The 17,759-nt window shown below is 55.6% G+C and carries 17 protein-coding genes; 7 read left to right on the top strand and 10 right to left on the bottom strand.

Features of this window, described 5'->3' with window-relative positions; translation table 11 throughout:
* The first annotated feature begins 34 nt into the window (after positions 1-34).
* A complete protein-coding gene (locus E3E30_RS06055; RefSeq protein WP_167728739.1) occupies positions 35-445 on the top strand; it encodes a hypothetical protein in 411 nt (136 codons plus the stop codon).
* 19 nt (positions 446-464) lie between these two features.
* Here the strand turns inward: E3E30_RS06055 and E3E30_RS06050 are convergent, their stop codons facing one another.
* Positions 465-1,268, bottom strand: a complete 804-nt coding sequence (locus tag E3E30_RS06050) for a class I SAM-dependent methyltransferase (RefSeq protein WP_167729005.1) — start codon at positions 1,266-1,268, stop codon at positions 465-467.
* Between the two features lie 116 nt (positions 1,269-1,384).
* Entirely contained in the window at positions 1,385-4,282 is a 2,898-nt protein-coding gene (gene leuS, locus E3E30_RS06045; protein WP_167728738.1) for a leucine--tRNA ligase, read from the bottom strand.
* A gap of 238 nt (positions 4,283-4,520) precedes the next feature.
* On the opposite strand from leuS, the gene E3E30_RS06040 reads away from it, so the two are divergent.
* Positions 4,521-5,549, top strand: a complete 1,029-nt coding sequence (locus E3E30_RS06040) for a DUF835 domain-containing protein (protein ID WP_167728737.1) — start codon at positions 4,521-4,523, stop codon at positions 5,547-5,549.
* 31 nt (positions 5,550-5,580) lie between these two features.
* Here E3E30_RS06040 and E3E30_RS06035 read toward each other — a convergent pair whose 3' ends face one another.
* Together E3E30_RS06035 and E3E30_RS06030 are read right to left on the bottom strand one after the other, a co-directional pair.
* Positions 5,581-6,648, bottom strand: coding sequence for a Xaa-Pro peptidase family protein (locus E3E30_RS06035; protein WP_167728736.1), 1,068 nt, complete (start codon positions 6,646-6,648; stop codon positions 5,581-5,583).
* Positions 6,649-6,680: 32 nt separating this feature from the next.
* Complete coding sequence (locus tag E3E30_RS06030) at positions 6,681-7,310, bottom strand: phosphatase PAP2 family protein (protein WP_167728735.1); 630 nt, start codon at positions 7,308-7,310, stop codon at positions 6,681-6,683.
* Positions 7,311-7,425: 115 nt separating this feature from the next.
* On the opposite strand from E3E30_RS06030, the gene E3E30_RS06025 reads away from it, so the two are divergent.
* The 4 genes from E3E30_RS06025 to E3E30_RS06010 all read left to right on the top strand — a co-directional run bounded on the left by E3E30_RS06025 (position 7,426) and on the right by E3E30_RS06010 (position 10,254).
* Complete coding sequence (locus E3E30_RS06025) at positions 7,426-8,010, top strand: 50S ribosomal protein L15e (protein WP_042692979.1); 585 nt, start codon at positions 7,426-7,428, stop codon at positions 8,008-8,010.
* Positions 8,011-8,140: 130 nt separating this feature from the next.
* Complete coding sequence (locus E3E30_RS06020; RefSeq protein WP_167728734.1) at positions 8,141-8,599, top strand: RNA-binding protein; 459 nt, start codon at positions 8,141-8,143, stop codon at positions 8,597-8,599.
* A complete protein-coding gene (locus E3E30_RS06015; RefSeq protein ID WP_167728733.1) occupies positions 8,596-9,243 on the top strand; it encodes a Ribonuclease P protein component 3 in 648 nt (215 codons plus the stop codon). Before E3E30_RS06020 ends, E3E30_RS06015 begins: the two co-directional genes overlap by 4 nt.
* A 9-nt stretch (positions 9,244-9,252) precedes the next feature.
* Positions 9,253-10,254, top strand: a complete 1,002-nt coding sequence (locus E3E30_RS06010; protein WP_042692989.1) for a TIGR00341 family protein — start codon at positions 9,253-9,255, stop codon at positions 10,252-10,254.
* A 9-nt stretch (positions 10,255-10,263) separates the two neighbouring features.
* On the opposite strand, the gene E3E30_RS06005 is transcribed toward E3E30_RS06010, so the two are convergent.
* From E3E30_RS06005 to E3E30_RS05985, 5 genes are all read right to left on the bottom strand, one after another.
* The gene (locus E3E30_RS06005) at positions 10,264-11,592 is read right to left on the bottom strand and encodes a TrpB-like pyridoxal phosphate-dependent enzyme (protein WP_167728732.1); all 1,329 of its coding nucleotides are present in this window, start codon (positions 11,590-11,592) and stop codon (positions 10,264-10,266) included.
* Positions 11,593-11,840: 248 nt separating this feature from the next.
* Positions 11,841-13,190: a hypothetical protein gene (locus tag E3E30_RS06000; protein WP_167728731.1), complete on the bottom strand. Its 1,350-nt coding sequence runs from the start codon at positions 13,188-13,190 to the stop codon at positions 11,841-11,843.
* Between the two features lie 108 nt (positions 13,191-13,298).
* Positions 13,299-14,075: a hypothetical protein gene (locus E3E30_RS05995; RefSeq protein ID WP_167728730.1), complete on the bottom strand. Its 777-nt coding sequence runs from the start codon at positions 14,073-14,075 to the stop codon at positions 13,299-13,301.
* Entirely contained in the window at positions 14,075-14,857 is a 783-nt protein-coding gene (locus E3E30_RS05990; RefSeq protein WP_167728729.1) for a hypothetical protein, read from the bottom strand. The genes E3E30_RS05995 and E3E30_RS05990 overlap by 1 nt, the downstream gene beginning before the upstream one ends.
* A gap of 9 nt (positions 14,858-14,866) precedes the next feature.
* Positions 14,867-15,310: a hypothetical protein gene (locus E3E30_RS05985; protein ID WP_042693002.1), complete on the bottom strand. Its 444-nt coding sequence runs from the start codon at positions 15,308-15,310 to the stop codon at positions 14,867-14,869.
* 81 nt (positions 15,311-15,391) lie between these two features.
* Here E3E30_RS05985 and nikR point away from each other — a divergent pair, with 81 nt between their 5' ends.
* Positions 15,392-15,808 carry a nickel-responsive transcriptional regulator NikR gene (gene nikR, locus E3E30_RS05980; RefSeq protein WP_042693005.1) on the top strand — a complete coding sequence of 139 codons (417 nt, stop codon included), beginning with the start codon at positions 15,392-15,394 and terminating at the stop codon, positions 15,806-15,808.
* Here nikR and rqcH read toward each other — a convergent pair.
* Positions 15,805-17,757 carry a ribosome rescue protein RqcH gene (gene rqcH / locus E3E30_RS05975; RefSeq protein WP_167728728.1) on the bottom strand — a complete coding sequence of 651 codons (1,953 nt, stop codon included), beginning with the start codon at positions 17,755-17,757 and terminating at the stop codon, positions 15,805-15,807. The genes nikR and rqcH overlap by 4 nt on opposite strands.
* Positions 17,758-17,759 lie beyond the last annotated feature (2 nt).

Below are 17,759 nucleotides of genomic sequence, written 5' to 3'. Positions count from 1 at the left end.
TAGGTGAACATTCATACTTTGCTTGGTGGGGAATATGCGCGACGTCCAGAAAGTTGCTGGATTGTCCCTTTTGATAGTGCTCTTGTCGTTTTTGGCAGGCTTCCTTCTCGGGATTGATGCTGGAGGGCTCCTTCCGCTTGCACTCTACTTAACAGGACTCCTGCTGGGCTCACTTTTTGTTGCATTCGTTGCCTTCAGGCTCGGCGTTGGGCCGAGAGAACTCACAAAAACGGCCTTGATGGCTGTTCCGGTCGTTCTCGCAGCTGTCCTCGGGTTGATATGGATTGTGGCCTCTCTCTTTGAAGCGCCGGCGTCGGGCCCCACCGAGGGCGACGGTTTCATGATAGTGCTGCTCTTCCTCCTGCTCCCGGCCGTTCTGCTGGGCCTCCTGGGGAGTCTTTTTGAGCTTTCCTTGTGGAGGCGGGACGGCAACCTCTCGGCCTGATGTTTCTGGTTTTCTCTTTTCAGCGCTTTGCAATCAGCCACCCGACCGGAGGATGCTCCGCCCCGGCCTTCCACTTCTCATACGCCTCATCCCATCTCCCTAAAAGCTCGGCGCGCTTTTCCTCGTCTTCTATTCTCCCCACGTACTCCCTGGGAATATAGGCGAGGTAGTGTGGCAACTCGGGCTCGAATGTCCCTCTCTTGATTACCCTCCCTCCTGCTCGCTCAACGAGTTCGATGAGCTTTTCAAGCGTCGGGTAGTGAAGGTCGTCCTTCTCGCCGAACAACGCCTCAAAGATTTCCTCGCGCAGGTTGTAGAGTTCGAGGTGCGCCCTCTGTCGCTCGTTGTTCGCCACTGGAAGGCTCTCCGCGATAAATACCCGCTCCGAGACACGGAGCATTTCAGAGATGACCTTAACCATCGTTTCTTCGTTTTTCAGGCTCCTGACTCCGTGGACAAGAACCGCCAAGTCAAAGGCTCTGAACGGGAACGGTAACTCCCTCGCGTCAAGCTTGAGCGGGATTATCCTGTGTTTCACGCCGGCTGAGGAAGTTACATCCTCAAAGAAGCGCCAGCGGGAGCGGTCAACGGCAACGACACGGCCGGTATCGCCGACGAGATAGGCGAGGGGAACGGTAGTTAAGGCATGGGCGCCACACCCTATCTCAAGGACGTTCATTCCCGCTTTAATTGATGCAAACTGGAGGACGCGAAAGCGCTCGAGCATTTCGGTGTGCAACCAGTCGGGTGGCAAAGGTGGCTCGTTCCGGGGCGGGATTTTTGAAAGGACCTCTCTCTTAAACGTTTCCTCGCTAACAGGCATGGACAACACCGAAAAGGGCTAAAGACGTTCTCTTTAAGGCGTTTTTGGAGAAAAGGTTTTATAAGTTGGGGGTGAATTAATGCACGGCGAAAAATTTGTAGAAAAAGACAAAACCCTCACTCCACAAACACAGCCGGCTTCAGCGGCATCGCGGCTTTCTTCTTTCCTCCCTTGTCCTCCTCGGGGTTGATTATCAGCTCGACGCCAAGTTCCTTCTCTATGAAGTCTTTGGCTTCCCTCAGCGCCTTTTCCTCATCTATCCTCTTGACCTCGAAGGCCCTCTCCTTGATGAGCTTCTGTATCAGCTTGCTTATCTCCTTGCCGTGCTTCCTCATCTCCGGGTCCTTCATAAGCTCCGCCATCGCCGACTTGAAGTCCCTCTTCTCGGCAACGACCTCAACGACCCTCCACTTCCACTCCGGGGCGGTGTAGACGTAAACCCTGCTCGGGTTCTCTATCTTCGCAACGCGGATTATCTCCTTGACATCCTCGATGAAGGCCTTGACGAACTCCTCTTCCGCCTCTACCGTCTCGTCCCACCACTCGGGAACGGGCTCTGGCCAGGGAGCGAGGCTGACGAAGCCCTCTCCGCCCAGCTTCTCCCAGAGCTCCTCGCTGATGTGTGGCGTAAACGGCGCCATGAGCCTGACCCAGACGTCGGCGAGCTTTCTCAATACAAAGCGCTTGGCCTTGTCGTCCCTTCCCTCGGTTCTGCGCATGTACCAGCGCAGGTCGTTGAGGACCGTGTAGAACGCCCACTGGACGGCGGTTCTCGTCCTGAACTCCTCAAGTGCCTTGGTGGTTCCCTCGATGGCCTTGTTGAGCCTGTGGAGCATCCAGCGGTCGATGTTCTTGAGCTCGGCTTCCTCTGCTTCGTAGCCGGAGAACTCGCTTATCAGCTCGTAGAAGCGCTCGACTTGCCTGCGGAGCTTTCCGACCTCCTTCCTGCGCCAGTCGAAGTCGCTGTCGTGCTCGGCAAGGCCCATTATGTAGAGCCTCACAACATCTGCCCCGTTCTCCTCGATTGCGTCAATGAAATTCAGCACGTTGCCCTTGCTCTTGCTCATCTTCTGGCCCTCGAGCGTTCCGAAGCCGTTTACGGCGATTCCCTTCGGCCAGTGCTCGCGCCTGAATATAGCCGTGTGGTTGAATATGAAGAACGTCAGGTGGTTCGGGATGAGGTCTTTGGCAGAGCAGCGCCAGTCGAGCGGGTACCAGTACTCGAACTCCTCTTTCATCTCGTGGATTGTCTCTGCCGGGATTCCGGTCTTCTCCTCAAGTTCTTTCTCGCGCTCCTCACTGAAGTCCTCGCGGAAGATGTAGTCAAAGAACTCCCTCGTGAGCTTCTCGGGGTCGAGCCTGCCCTCCTCGCGGAGCTTGTTTATGTGCCTGCTTATCGTGTAGTAGGCCATGTAGATTGTCGAGTCGCTCAGGCTCTCGATGACCCACTCCGGGTCCCAGGGCAGGGGCGTTCCGAGGCCGACCTTTCTGGCACAGGCCTTCTTGTCGAGCCAGTCTATAACCGCCTCGAACTGCGCGCGCCTGCTCTCCGGGTAAATCGTCATGTTTGCCAAAGCTTCTCTCGCCTTCTCCTTCCACTCGGGGTTTCCGTAGTCTATGAACCACTGGTCGTGGATTATCTTGATGACCGCCTGGTTGCCGAAGCGCGAGATGACGGGCTTCTCCGCGAACTCGTACATTATCTCGGCAATGCCCTTCTCCATAAGCTCCTTGGCGATGAGGTCTTTTACCTCCTGGACCGGCTTGCCCGCGTAGGGCTCAATCTTGAAGCGCCCCTTGTGGTACTCGGCCTTGTAGATGTTCTTGGTTGCTTCCTCGAGCTTTTCTTTGTCCTTCTGGCTCTTCACGCCGAGCCTCTCAACTTCCTCAACCGCCGGGAACTCACCGTAGCCTTCGAGCTCTATCAGCGAGATGTAGGTGATGTCCTCCAAGACGCGCGGGTCGATGTCAAACTTGAGGAGCAGTTCAGTTTCCTTCTTCAGGTCTTCAAGGGCTATGTGGTCGAAGGGGGCGTGAGCGGGAACGCTCATGACTACTCCCGTCGCGTTGTCGGGGTCAACGAACTCCGCCGGCAGAATGATGACCTCGTCGCCTGTTACCGGGTTCTTCACGTACTTGCCGATGAGCTTCTCGCCCTTGAACTCCTCGATGACCCCTATCTCTCTATCCTGGAAGGAGAGCTTGTAGGCCGCTTCCTTGCTGATTATCCAGGTCTCTTCCCGGTCACCGCGCCTGACTTTGGCTTTGACGTAGGTGGCGTTGGGGTTCAGCCACATGTTGGTTACTCCATAGACGGTCTCCGGTCTGAGCGTTGCCGCGGGCAAATAAATTCTCTCGCCGTTCTCCTCCAGGATGAACTTGATTATCACGTATTCGAGAATCTGGACGTCCTCACCCTCCATTATGTCGTGGTCGCCGAGTGGAGTTCCAACTACCGGGTCCCAGCGGACGCGGTGGGCGCCCTTAACGACCAGCCCCATGTCCTTGAGCGTCCAGAACTGCCACTCTATGAACTTGCTGAAGGGCGGGAATAGAGAGGTGGTGTGGAACTCGCGCGTCCAGTCCACGCTGAAGCCGGCCCTTATGAAGGTCTCCTTCGCGGCCTTCATGAAGTACTTGACGATTTCCTTCGGGTCCTCGAACTTCCAGAGAATGTCCTCGGGCACCTTGTAGACGTCGCGGTAGATGTGTATGGTCTTCGGGTCGCGGTTCTTTATCCTCTCGGCGATTCCAACTATCGGCGCGCCGGTGATGTGCCACGCCATCGGAAACAGCACGTTGTAGCCCTGCATCCTCTTGAAGCGCGCTATGACGTCGGGAATCGTGTAGGTCCTCGCGTGGCCGACGTGGAGGTGGCCGGAAAGGTAGGGAAAGGCGACGGTTATGTAGAACTTCTTCTCCTTGGGCTTCGCGTTTCTGTCGGGTTCAAAAACCCTCTCCTCAAGCCAGCGCTTCTGCCACTTCTCTTCAATGGCCTTGAAGTCCACTTTCATGTCCAAAACCTCCTCAAGGTTTTTCCAAAAGAGCGGGAGTCAAGAATAGGGGGGTTATCGATGAAATCAGGCACCGATGTGATTCCAGCGGAGAAGACACTCCCCCCTCATCGGCATCGGTGCGAGTAACGGCTTTGGGTATTTAAGGTTTTTGGATGGTTGGAACGGTGCAAACTCTTCAAAATCGCAAACGTTTTGTATGTATGGCGGTGATATACCCAATGGGAGGGAACGTTAAATGGACATGGGTGCGTTACTGGGTGTCATCATGGCCGGCCTCAGTTTCACGATTTCCGCATTGCTCTTTATCAGATGCCGTAGCTCAGGGAGGTTTTACGCCTTTGCTGCGGTGGGATGGGGGTTCTTTGGTGTCCACGCCATTTTGAGGACAATCGGTGTCCCAGTCCCCCTGAGGGAAATCTTGACTTACTTCTTTGCCCTTTTCGTTTCCCTCTACGTAATTTTGAACGTGTTAGCTTTTCATCCCGAGAAAGCGAGAATGCTCTGGATGTATACCCTTATCCCCACCTCGCACATCTTTTATCGGCTGCTTAGCTACGCCGGCGTTAAGCTTCCCGCAAAAATCGGCGGTCTCGCTGGGGACTCTGGAGTTATGCTCCTGATAACGGCTTACATTTCATACGTGGCGTTTAGGCGCGCAATCCTTTCTTTGCCCTTAATCCCGATGGGGGTTGTGTTATTCTTTTACAAGATTCTCCAGGGGACTCCTCTGGGGTTTTCCCTAATGGCCATTGGAACCGTCGTGTTTGCAGTCGCAACGATTAGGGTTATGAGTTTGAGGCTTTTCAAAGGCTCCGGCTCCGAGGTTCATATCGGGGACTCAGAGAGGTTAGTCCTCGTTGAGAGCTCTCGCCTAGGTGAAGTGCTCAGGAAGTACCGGGAGTATCCAATCTTACTAATAACGAGGCGCGTGGAGGATTATCCCGAAATCTGGACGGTCTTCTATCTAACTGCCGTTGATGCTCCAAACTCCGTTCAGCCAACGTCTCTCGAACGGCTGAGACACTTTATTGTCCGCTATCTCAACGAAGCTAGGCTAGCGGGTTCCAAGGGAGTGGTTGTTATCGACGGATTTGAATACCTCAGGCTTTACAACGATACCAAGACCCTCCTAAAGTTCTTGGCCGATTTAAGGGACCATGCAATTGCAAACGGGGGAGTTGTGTTCGTCGGAGTCTCCAAGGACTCATGGGAGGACAAGGAGTTCACGATGCTGTCTAAAATGACTGATGGATACGCGTCCTAATATCCCAAAGGAAAACAAAAGAGTGCCACGTTCAGAGAACGATTAGCTCTCTCTCAGCCTTCGTCAGCCTCCTCTCCCTTCCCTCCACGACCACGTCGTCCTCTATTCTCACCCCGCCGAGCCCCGGGACGTAGATTCCGGGCTCTATCGTAAAGGTCATTCCGTTCTCGAGGACGACCTCTCCGTCGGGCCCGATGTAGGGCTCCTCGTGGACATCCAAGCCCAATCCGTGACCGGTTCTGTGGGTGAAGTACTTCCCGTAGCCGGCCTCCTCGATGGTTCTCCTCGCGGTTCCGTCGATTTCCTTCGCCTTCACGCCCTCCCTGACAGCCTGGAATGCCCTCTCCTGCGCCTCCCAAACAACCTCGTAAATCTTTACAAGCCTCTCGTCGGGCTCGCCGAGGGCTATCGTTCTCGTTATGTCGGAGCAGTAGCCCTTCCACCTCGCCCCGTAGTCGAGTATCACCATGTCGCCCTTCCTCAGCTTCCTCTCGCCCGGCTCGTGGTGGGGATTGGCGCCGTTCTCACCGGAAGCGACTATCGGCTCGAAGGAAATCCCATCCGAGCGCTCCCTTATCGCGAGCTCTATCTTTAAAGCCAGTTCTCTCTCGGTCATCCCAACCAAATCCCAGCCCAGGATTTCTTCAAAGACCTCATCAACGACCTTCGCCGCTTTCTCCATGAGCCTTATCTCCTCTGGGTCCTTCCTCATCCTGAGCTCCCTAATCACAACGCTCAGAGGATAGGGCCTCATCCGGACGGTTCTGTTAATCTCTATGAGCCAGTCGGCGCGCATGGTGTTCTCGATGAGGATTTTGCCGTCGCTTATGCCGAGCCCGTGCATAATCGTCGCGAGCTTCGCGTAGGGGTTCTCGCCGTCGCGCCAGAAGGTAACGGGCACGTCACCTATGACGTTCTCGTAGAGGCTCGGAACGAGGAGGTGAAACTCCCCGTCGGCGTTTAAAGCCAGAATCGTTGGCCTTTCACCGGCCTCGTGGATTCTGATTCCGGTCAGGTAGTAGAAGTTCGAGCCCGGACTGACGAGCGCTCCATCAAATCCCCTCTCCTTCATCAGCTTTGCGAGCTTTCCGATTCTCATACCACCACCGGGGTTTATTTTTCCTGCCCGCCTTAAACCCTTTTCTCAATTCTCACCGCGACGAGAGCCACGAGGAAGCCCGCTACCGCGTCCCAGACCCAGTGTTCACCGAGGAGAACCGTTGAGATTGGGACGAGCGCGAGGAAAACTGCGAGCGGGACTGTTTCCTTCTTCTTAACCTCCAGAACCGAGAGCAGGCCGATGAAGGCCAGTGTGCAGTGCGGGGAGGGGAGAACGAACTCGGGTCGAGCGGTCCAGTCGTTGGGCGCGTAGCGCTCCGGGAGAGTGTAAACGACGTGAGGCGCGTGAACGTGGAATACCAGAAAAGAGAGGGCCAGGATTCCAAAGCCGAGGGCGAACCTGAAGGCGAGCCTCTTCGCCCGCTCCGGGTCGGCGAATGTGAAGTAGAGGGCCGGGAGCCAGAAGCTACCCGCGAAGCCGGCCCTATAAACCGCCCTCATGAGCGCGTGGAGGTAATGATGGGAGACCGTCCAGCTCACGAGGGAGTACTCGAAGTGATATGATGTCATTGGCAGGTCGAGGAGGGAACGGGTAACGTCGGCGCTCCAGCGCCCGATGAATGGATAGACTAAGGCGTAGGCATCCCAGGAGAGGTAAACCGCGAGGAAGAGGAGGATGAGCCCCAACCGTTTTCCCTTCATCGACGTTAGTCCTCCGCAACCCTTAAAAACCAACCCTCGAAACTCGACCGACTAAGCGGGTTCGCCCGCGGGATGTTCCGCTCTGCGGAGAACCACAAACGTGGGAGGGAGAAAGATGGGAATGTACAAGTACATAAGGGAAGCCTGGAAGAGCCCCAAGAAGAGCTACGTGGGAGAGCTCCTCAAGAAGAGGATGGTTAAGTGGAGGAGAGAGCCGGTCGTCGTTCGCGTTGAGAGGCCGACGAGGCTTGACCGCGCTCGCTCGCTCGGCTACCAGGCCAAGCAGGGCTACGTCGTCGTTCGCGTTCGCGTCAGGCGCGGTGGCAGGAAGAGGCCCAGGTGGAAGGGTGGAAGGAAGCCGAGCAAGATGGGTATGGTCAAGTACTCGCCAAAGAAGAGCCTCCAGTGGATAGCAGAGGAGAAGGCCGCGAGAAAGTTCCCGAACCTCGAGGTTCTCAACTCCTACTGGGTCGGCGAGGACGGAATGTACAAGTGGTTCGAGGTTATAATGGTTGACCCGCACCACCCGGTCATAAAGAGCGACCCGAAGATAGCCTGGATTGCCCTCAAGCCCCACAAGGGTAGGGTCTTCCGCGGTCTCACCAGCGCCGGCAAGAAGGGTCGCGGTCTGAGGAACAAGGGTAAGGGCGCCGAGAAGGTCAGGCCCAGCGTGAGGGCTAACAAGGGCAAGACCAAGTGATTTCCTTCCCTTTTCTCTTCGGTTTAACAGTTTCCAATAAGTTGTTACTGCCGTTTCTGCGGGGATAAATAGGGGGTGACCGCACTCATCTTTTTAAATCCCTCCTCCAAAGGAGTTCGGGTGAGAGAAGATGACGCTCAGGGCGCACCACGTCAGGCTTACGACCTTTATCCACGCTACCGAGGACGAGGACAAGGTCTTAGAGGCGATAGGAACCTTCATTCCCGAGGAGATAGACGACGAGGACGTTCACTTTGAGGTCGAGGAAACCACGGGCTTCTTTGGCAACCCGATTAAGGTCGTCAACGTCGAGATAAAGAGGAGTCGGGCAGTGAGAACTTTTCTCAAGCACTTCAAAGAGCTCCTTGACGAGAACGCGAGGCGCTACATCCTTGAAAACCTCGACGAGAAGGTCGACGACGAGGGAACGCTCTACGTCCGCTTCAACAAGCAGAAGGCCTACCTCGGCGACGTTGAGGTTGACGAGGGAGCCGATGTGATACAGGTCAGAATTAAGGTCAAGGCATTCCCGATGAGAAAAGAGACCGTTGTGAAAGCCGTGAGGGAGTGGCTGGAGGAGAAGGAATGAGCGGGAGGGACTACTTCATCGAGATGGACGTCAGGAATGCGGAAGCCTACGAGTTAGCTAATGAGTGGTTCGACGAGGTAGTCTTCACCAAAAAGCTCGTCCTCGACGCCGAGCCCGACTGGGACTCGTTGAAGGAAGAACTCCGAGAACTCAGAAGGACCTACGGAAAGGTCGCGGTTCTGCTCGTAACGAGAAAGCCGAGCCTTATAAGGGCCTTTAAAGCGAGAAACCTCAGGGCTCTGCTCTACGTTCAGGGAGGCGACATGAGGGTCAACAGGATGGCCATCGAGGCAAAGGTTGACGCGCTGATAAGCCCCTGGCTCGGGAGGAAGGACTACGGCTTCGACCACACCTTGGCGGGAATGGCAGGCAGGAGGGGCGTAGCAATTGGCTTCTCGCTCTCACCCCTTTTAAGGGCGAACCCCTACGAGAGGGCCCTAACGCTCCGCTTCATGGCCAAGGTCTGGGAGCTCGTCAGGAAGTACCGCGTTCCGCGCTTCATCACGAGCTCCGCCGAGAGCAGGTGGGAGGTTCGTTCTCCGAGGGACTTGATGAGCCTCGGGATAAACATTGGAATGGAGATTCCAGAGGCGAGGGCAAGCCTGAACTTCCACCCGAGGCGGATTCTTGGCAAACTCGAGTAGGTGTTGGCGGTGCTGAAGGTCGAGGTCACCTGCGGGCTTGACGAGCGGGAAAAGCTTGAAGAGGTTCTGAAAAAGTGGGGCGTTCCCTTCTACACCGAGGAGGTGAAGGCCAACGGGAAGGGCGCCCTCAAGGTCACGGCCTTCGCGCCGGACTTCGTGATAAACGACCTCGTTGACGAGCTCGTCAGGGCCGTTGACATGAGGAAGGGCCACGCCTCGATAACCTGGTCGCAGGTCAGCGGGAGGTCGGTGCGCTACTCCTCAGCTGTTAGGTCCCTTGAAAGGTTCCGGGGCAGGTGGAGTATTGCCGACATCGAGGGCCTCATCGAGAGCGCCAACTCCCAGGCGAGGGTTGACCCGATTCAGCTGACCCTCGGGGCCGTTGCCTCAATGGTTGCCCTCTTCGGCCTGATAGGCAACAACATCGTTATGATAATCTCGGCGATGCTCCTCTCGCCAATCCTCGGCCCCCTCTACGGCTTCTCGCTCAACGTCGTTATGGGGCGCGGAAGGGACGCCCTAACCGCCGTCTCCTCGATTCTCAAGCTCCTGACGGTTATATTCACTTCAGCCCTCGTCGTCTCCCTTCTCCTGAAGCTCTTCGGTCTCATGCCGGCTGAACCGACGAGGGAAATCCTCATCAGGGGAGATTCGGGGATTGTTTACATCCTCCTCGCGGTCCTCCTCGGCTACGCTGGCGTGGTGGCGATAGTGAGCAGAATTCCCGAGATTCTTGCCGGAGTTTCGATAGCGGCCGCCCTCGTGCCTCCGACAACCGTCGTGGGAATCTCGCTCGCGATGGGCTGGTGGGGCATCTTCTTTGGCTCGCTCCGCCTCACGGTTGAGAACGTCCTCGGCCTGCTCATAGGTTCCCTACTTGGCCTCTACATCCTCAACGTCTCGCCGAGGAGCTACTACGAGAAGCGGTCCGCGAAGCTCTACACGAAGAGGACGATGGCAGTCCTCGGCATTATGTTGCTCTTCCTAATCCTGCTGGAACTGGCAAAGTAAAAAAAGGTCTCAGGGCGTCTCCAGAGCCGGGAAGTAGTCCGGCTCGTAGTCCTCGAGCTTTCCATCCAGGTAATCCTCGTAGCCCTTCAGGTCGAGCAGGCCGTGACCGCTCAGGTTGAAGAGTATGACCTCCTCCTTTCCTTCTTCCTTCGCCTTTAACGCCCTATCTATGACGCCCTTTATCGCGTGGGCGCTTTCGGGCGCTGGAATTATGCCCTCGGTCTTCGCAAACAGCTCCGCGGCTTTGAAAACCTCGTTCTGGTGGTAAGCGACTGGCTTGACGATGCCGTGGTTTATGAGGACGCTCAGCGTCGGAGCTAAACCGTGGTAGCGCAGGCCGCCTGCGTGTATCGGCGGGACGTAGTAGGTGTGGCCGAGTGTGTGCATCTTCATCTTTGGGGTGTAGCCTCCGGAGTCGCCGAAGTCGTACTTGTAAACCCCGCGTGTCATGCTCGGGGCGGCTTTCGGCTCGACCGCTATGAACTCGTACTCTTTTTTACCGCTCAGGACGTCCCTCACGAAGGGATACGCCAACCCAGCAAAGTTGCTTCCACCGCCGACGCATCCGACTATAACGTCCGGCTCCTCGAACTCCTTCATCTGCTCAATGGCCTCGAGGCCGATGACGGTCTGGTGCATGAGCACGTGGTTGAGAACGCTCCCGAGGGCGTAGCGGGCTTTTTCGTCCCTTAAAACGTCTTCAATCGCCTCGCTTATCGCTATTCCAAGGCCGCCGGGGTGGTTGGGGTCCTCGCTCAGGAACTTCCGACCTATCTCGGTTCTGTCGCTCGGACTCGGGTAGATTTCGGCCCCGTAGAGGCGCATTATCGTCTTTCTGTAGGGCTTCTGGAAGTAGCTGGCGCGCGCCATGTAAACGCGAACTTTTAACCCGAGAAGAGCACCGGCCAGGCTCAAAGCGGTTCCCCACTGGCCGGCTCCGGTCTCGGTAACGAGCCTCTCTATTCCCTGCTCCTTTGCGTAGTAGGCCTGAGCTAAAGCGGTGTTTATCTTGTGGCTTCCGGTTACGGTAGCCCCTTCATACTTGAAGTAGATTTTAGCGGACGTGCCGAGGGCCTTTTCGAGATTTGTGGCGCGGAAAAGTGGTGTTGGCCTGCCTATCTTGGCGTAGAGTTCACGGACCTTCTTCGGAATCTCGATGTACCTTTCCGTGCTCATCTCCTGCTTCACAAGCTCCTCAGCGAAAATCCTCAACAGCTTCTCCGGCCCCATCGGCTCGTCGGTTTCGGGGTCGAGGGGTGGAGCTAACGGCTCCGGGAGGTCGGGCAGTATGTTGTACCACCTCTTTGGTATCTTCGAATCGGGCAGAACGGCTTTCATTCTAACACCCCCTCCGATTCCTTTAATCCTTTCGAGAAAGGTCCCAAAGGGTGAGGGAATAAGAGCGTGAGAACTAAACCGGAGCGTTTAAGTGACAGAACTGCGCGGCCAAAAGCACTCCCTCCTCAGCTCAGCGCCAAAAACAATCCCGCCTAACGGCTATGTCAGGGCTCGAGAAGCGACCTTCAAAGCCAAAAACAATCACTCCTGACCATCATGGCGCATCGAGGTAAGGAAACTGCGTTTCCTTAAGTTCTTTTCGGTTGCTTTATTGACGATAAGACGAATTGTACGTCTTTGGCTTCCCCTTTAACTGCCACAGCGACGAAGTATCCTCTGCGTTCGAGGCAAATGGAAGTCGTTTCCCCGTCGGAAGCGTCGAGCAGGTAGCGGGCGTAGTCGCACTGCCCGCGAATTCCGTACACGAGAAGGTTCACGCTGAGGTTTCTACCACCCACAGACATCAAAAACTCTTTTCCAGCGAGGGACCAGAGGGCAGGTTCTCCGGCGGGTTTCAGGACGAGGCTCCCGTTGAGCTCCGCCATCACGGCGTTGAGCGCTTCCTCGGGAGTCGGCCCTTTAACTTCTTGGCCGTTCCTCAGGCCGCAAGGTGAAAGCTCCTCCGCCGAGTTTTTCACTTCTCCGGTTTTTCCGCTTAAAACGAGGATTTCTTTCCCTTTCAGGGCAACGTAGTGCGACCCTTCATTCCTTACCCAGAGAGACCACATGCAGTCCCCGCTTTTTCCCTCCATCAGCTTGACGTATCCGGTTCCCTTGAGCTCGATTTCTATGGCTTTGTAGGTGTTCCTCACCCATTCCCCCGGCCAGTCCGATAGGTCGAGCTTTCCAACCCTGACGCTCCCGTTTGAGCTCCAGTTGAAGCGGTACCTTACGAAAGTCGGCGGCTCGCTCGCGTTCCAGAGGTAGTCGTCGTGCCAGCGGAGCGCAAACCCCTTGACGCCCCTGCAGGGGCCTCGCGCCGAGATAACGGCGAGGCCACCGCCGAGAATCCTTGTTTCGGCCAGATATACGCATTCACCACCCCTAGCGAAGAGGGCATCTCTCATGATGTCGGAGTCGCTTACGTAGTTCTCCACAATCCCTAGGTAGCCCTCCGATTCAACGCGTTTTGTGGCCTCACTGTAGGCGTTATCGGCCTTCTCACGTGGTTCATAGAGGGTTACATAACGGCCGAGGACTGGAAGTCTGACCCCTGAGGACTTCCAGGCAACCCCGCTGACGAGAATCGTCGAGTACGCAACCGTTTTGTTGCAGGAGTAAGTGAGCTCCCCACCGCCCAGCGGCCAAGTATCGGCCTTTCTTCCCCAGCAACCTGTGGCAAAATAAAGGCCGAACTCGACGTTCGGGCCCGTGACCGGAGGGGGCATTAAGAGGAGCATCAGGATGAGCGAGATTATCAAAAACGGTGCCAGCCGGAGGGGCCTTTTGCTGTAGTAGTTCCTGAAAACCAGTGGGGGTACGATAACTGCGGAGATAAAGAGGAGGACTCCGAGGAGGTGGTTGAGCTGGAGGATTATCCACGCGAGGGATGAGAGCAACGCCGAGACGGCGACGGAAGCAATCAGTTTGCCCGCCATGGTCCTCGTTAGTTGTTACGTCTCGGAGGAATATAACCTTTGCCATGGTTTCAAATTGTTTTGAATCGTTCTTAAGAATCGTCTAGGGGTTATGAAAAAGGAAAAATGTTAGCTTTCCGGTTTCTGGATTATCTCAATGGCCTTGTCAACGTCCGCTTTCCTTCCCTTAAGGGCTATGAGGGCGTAGTAATCACCGCCGTCGTTTCTCAGGAACTTTATGCTCCTGTCTTCCTTTTTCATCACGTACTCAGCGTATTTCACCTGGTCATCGCTTGAGTACACGAGAATGAGGACTTCGACACCTTCTCCGACGTTTGCCTTGAAGGAGAACTTAGCGAGGTACCAGTCTGGCATGGGCCCGGTCCAGTTGGAAGGGGTTGTGGTAACGTTGTTCTTCATGAACTTGTTGCCGAGCGAGATTGCCATCGCCTCGGCTACCTTCCAGGGGCTTGGCGACGGCAGCGGGCTTGAGTCCAAGGGTCTCCCGCAGAGCCAGTGCTCATCGCTGGCGTTCAAAACCGCCCCCGTCTCCCCGCGTATAACCAGAAACCTCGTTCCGTTGTAGGCCAGGTAGTAGCTCTTTGTCCCCCTCGTCCAGTAACTCCACTGGCACGTTTTACTGCTCCAGTTTCCAGATACCATTGAGTAGCCAATCTTTGAGAGTTCGGAGAGCACACTTCCGTAAAGTCCTCCTGCGTTCTCGATTGTCTTGTTCACTACCTCGACGGAGCCAATCTTTTTCCAGCTCATGTTTACGAGGCTTGGGGGGTCGGTGTAGCCCCAGATTTCGGGTTTCGGAACCGGCTCGATGTAGTAGTACTCCCAGTAAATTAATCCGGCTAAAATCAGGATTGCAACGAGTGCCAGCACCTTCTTCATTTCCATCACCCGCAGGAAGCTCCTCTTGTATTGGCAACGCTCTCAATCGAATCGTAGGCCCTAGAGATATCCCCCGTGGGGCCGTCGAGTACCACAAGCGCACGATAGCTGAGGGCGGAGATGCAGAGCGTTTTCCCCTCCAGGAGCGACCTCGCGTACTCAAGCTGTTCGTCCGTTGCGTAGATTAGAATCAGGATTTTCACCTTTCCGGCCTCTAAGCTGTAGTTGGCGAGGTTCCAGGGGATTTTTCCGTTCCACTCTGAGGGAACGACGATTACGCCGTCTTTTTCCAGTGCGTCGCCTATAAGTGAGGCCGTGTAGGAGAGGGCTTTTTGAGGACTGGGGCCGATGACGGTGGTCTTCCAACCTGGCTTTCCGCACTTCGACGTCTCGTTCACCCACTCAACGACCGCCTTCAGCTCTCCGCGTGCCACTAAAATGCCGCCTTCGGTCTCCCCAACGTAGTAGGCCCTCCTCCCGTCCCAGATTGTCCACCGGCAGTCGCTCCAGTTGGCGTAGACGGGGTAGTAGCCGAGGGCCCTGAGCTGCTCTTCCAGTTTCCCTGTGAGGTTCCTGGGAAGCGTCGTTACCTCGACGTTCCCGTTCCTTTCCCAGCTCACGTTTTCGAGAAGCGGCGGGTCGGTGAGGCCCCAGAGGGCGGGTTTTTCTACGGGTTTAACGCTTTCCTCCTCCTGCCCCATTTCCCCGCCCTTCGGCAGGTAGTTTACGACGCCAACCGCTATGAGTGTGATAACTATGATTGCCAAAATCCTGTACTTCCCTTTCATCCCAACACCTCACGCGACCTCGGTCTGCTCGTAGGGGCTCTTCCCCTGCCTGTGCTTCACGAGGAGCGAGTAGAAGAACTCCTTCATGTCTGGGGACATACCGTCGTCGAGGAGTATGTCGGCTTTTCCCGAGTAGTCCTTCTCCGCCTTCGTCACGAGCAGGGCAATCTTCGGGGTCAGGTGTTCGAGCAGGGCCTTTCCCACCTCTGCGTACTCCTCGTCGTCGAGCTCCTCATCGCTCTCGATGGCTATGTAGACGATGAACCCCTTCATCTGGACCGCGAGCACGGTTTCCGTCTCGGTCACCTCGAAGAACGAGAAGTTGTAGCCTTCCCTCTCGGCCCTCGCTATGAGCAGACCCTTTATCGAGAGCGTAACGGGCTTTCCCTCAATCTCGAAGATTAAATCCTCCGCGAACTCCCTTCGCGCTATTGAGTAGAGCTCATCCCTCATGCTCGAACCTACTCCGGTTCGGATAAAAGACTTTTGGAACAGGTTTATAACTTTCGTGTCATCACTTGGGTTGGTGGTGTTATGAAGGTGGTCCGTTTCGGCGTCTCCGTACCTGAGGAACTGCTTGAAAAGTTCGACAGGATAATCGAGGAAAAGGGCTACGTGAACAGGAGCGAGGCGATAAGGGATTTGATGAGGGACTTCATAATCAGGCACGAGTGGGAGACCGGCGATGCGGAAGTTGCCGGAACGATAACGATGCTCTACAACCACGACGAAGCGGACGTCGTTAAAGAGCTCCTCGACCTGCAGCACGATTACCTTGATGAAATAGTTTCCAGCATTCACGTCCACATGGACGAGCACAACTGCCTCGAGGTCGTCATCGTCAAGGGGAAGGCGAGCAGGATAAAGGAGATAGCGGACAGGCTTTTGAGCCTCAAGGGAGTGAAGCACGGCAAGCTCGTCATGACGGGAACGGGGAAGGAGCTGGTTTAACCCACCACCTCCGCTATTTCTCCCCCTCCCGGCGGAAGAATCGCGTTCAAATCCTCCTCGCGCACCTTGTAGCCCCACTTCTCCAGGATTCCGCGTATCTTCTTGACGAGCTCTCCCTTCTTGAGCCTGCCGGGCCTTATGACGATGTACTTGCTCGTGTGGGCCTTAATCGCGTCAACGGGTGCGCAGACGACGTAATCTTCTCCCTCGTAGTTTATAACTCCCACCGCCAGTTTGAGCGGAAGCCCGCGAAGCCAGTTCCTCTTTCCGTAAACCATGAATGCTCCCTTGCCGAGATACTCACCGCTTGGCGCCTGCTTCGTCACCTGATTTGGATATGCCCAGTAGGCATCTGCTCCATACAGCCCCTGACTCCACGCCCTGCTCATCGAGACTGCGAACTGACAGGCCTCGAAGATGGTCTTCTCTCCAGCTTTCTGCCCGTCCTTGATGACGACGTGGGGAGCGCCGTAAACATCTGCATGACAGTAGAGGTCGTTCTCTGTCATGTGCTTCTTTATCAGGGTTTCGTTCGTTCCTGCATCTTTTCCCGCCAAGACAAGAAAGCCCTCGCTCGAAACGAACCAGCGGAACTTCTCGAACCACTTCTTCTTTCTCCTCTCGATTTTCCTCACGTTGAGTTCCTTCTTCATCTCCTCCTCGATGAGCTTCTCGACCTCGTCGAGCTTGCGCTTCGTGTCCTCGTAGGCCTTCAAGGCACCCTCGTACTTGTGCCTGAACTTCTTGGCCTTCTCGTAGTAGAGCTCGGCGTTCTCGCCTATGCTTTTGTTGAGGTAGAGTTTAACCTTCCTCCCCTCGAGCTCAATCGTTACGGACTTCTCCTTCGGGTCGATGGCCTTCACCATGAGCGCAACTCTGTTGCCCTCTTTTTTGCCCGCCTCTATGCGCTTCCTGAACTCCTCCCAGCCGAGCTTTTCTGTGGCCTTCCTGAACTCGTCCAAAAGCCTCTCTATGAGGGCGTAGTTCGCGTAGATTAAATCCCCTATCTCCTGGTTCTCGTTCATCGCTTTTTCAAAGCCCTTCAGCATTTCCTCCTGCTTCCTCAGCGTCGCCAGCAACTGCCTCTTCTTGTTTTCGAGCTTTCTCGTCCTCTCAATTTTGGCCTTCTCGATTGTGAGCTTACCGAAGTACTCGTCGAGGGCCTCGCTGAACGTTTTAAAATAGCGCTTCTCAAGCCCCTCATATATTTTCAGCTCGATTGGGACGACGTCGTGCATGTTGCCGTCCTTGTAGACGATGTTCGGCCTCGGTTCGTCGTTGAAGGTTCCCATCATGGCCTCGTAGACCTTCTTCAAATCCTCATCGCTCAGCTCCTTCACCGGTGTCGTCTTTTCGAAGCCGGCCCTTATGGAAATCTCCTCCGCATACATTCCGCCCATGTTGAGCTTCCTTGCCAAAGCTCTGACGAGCTCGAGCTCCTCGTCCTCCCTCATCAGCTCAAGGAAGCGCTCAAAGCTGACCTCCAGAGGGTTTTCACGGGCTGGCGGGAACTTGTATTCTGCTTTGGGCTTTATTGCCCTGTCCTTGTACTCCTCATAACGGAGAGCGGCCACAATCCTGTTCTCCGAGTCCACGAGGACGATGTTGCCCCTCCTGAAGAGCTCGCCGATGAGGGTGTAGTCGCCGATACGAATCTTAACAATCCTGTCGAACTGGTGCTGCTCTATCGCGTCGATGAACCCTCCGCTCAGGTGCTTTCTGAGGAGCATCGTGAAGCTTGAAGGCTGTTTTGGCGCCTCCTTTACATAGCTCGTGAGATGGAACCTCTTCCCAGCCTGGAGGATTAAATCAGCCCTACCCTCTTTCGTGCGGAGCTTAATCCTTATCTCGTCGCCGTCGTGGTAGACCTTGTCAACGCGAGAGCCAACGAGCCATTGAAGCTCCCTAACGACGTAGCGTATGTCAACTGAGCTCATCTCTTCCTTCATTC

Origin of the sequence: Thermococcus sp. 9N3 (genome assembly GCF_012027685.1) — an archaeon.
Lineage (GTDB): Archaea > Methanobacteriota_B > Thermococci > Thermococcales > Thermococcaceae > Thermococcus > Thermococcus nautili.
The sequence above is the reverse complement of the archived record's forward strand: the minus strand, read 5'-3'. Positions and strand labels throughout refer to the sequence as shown.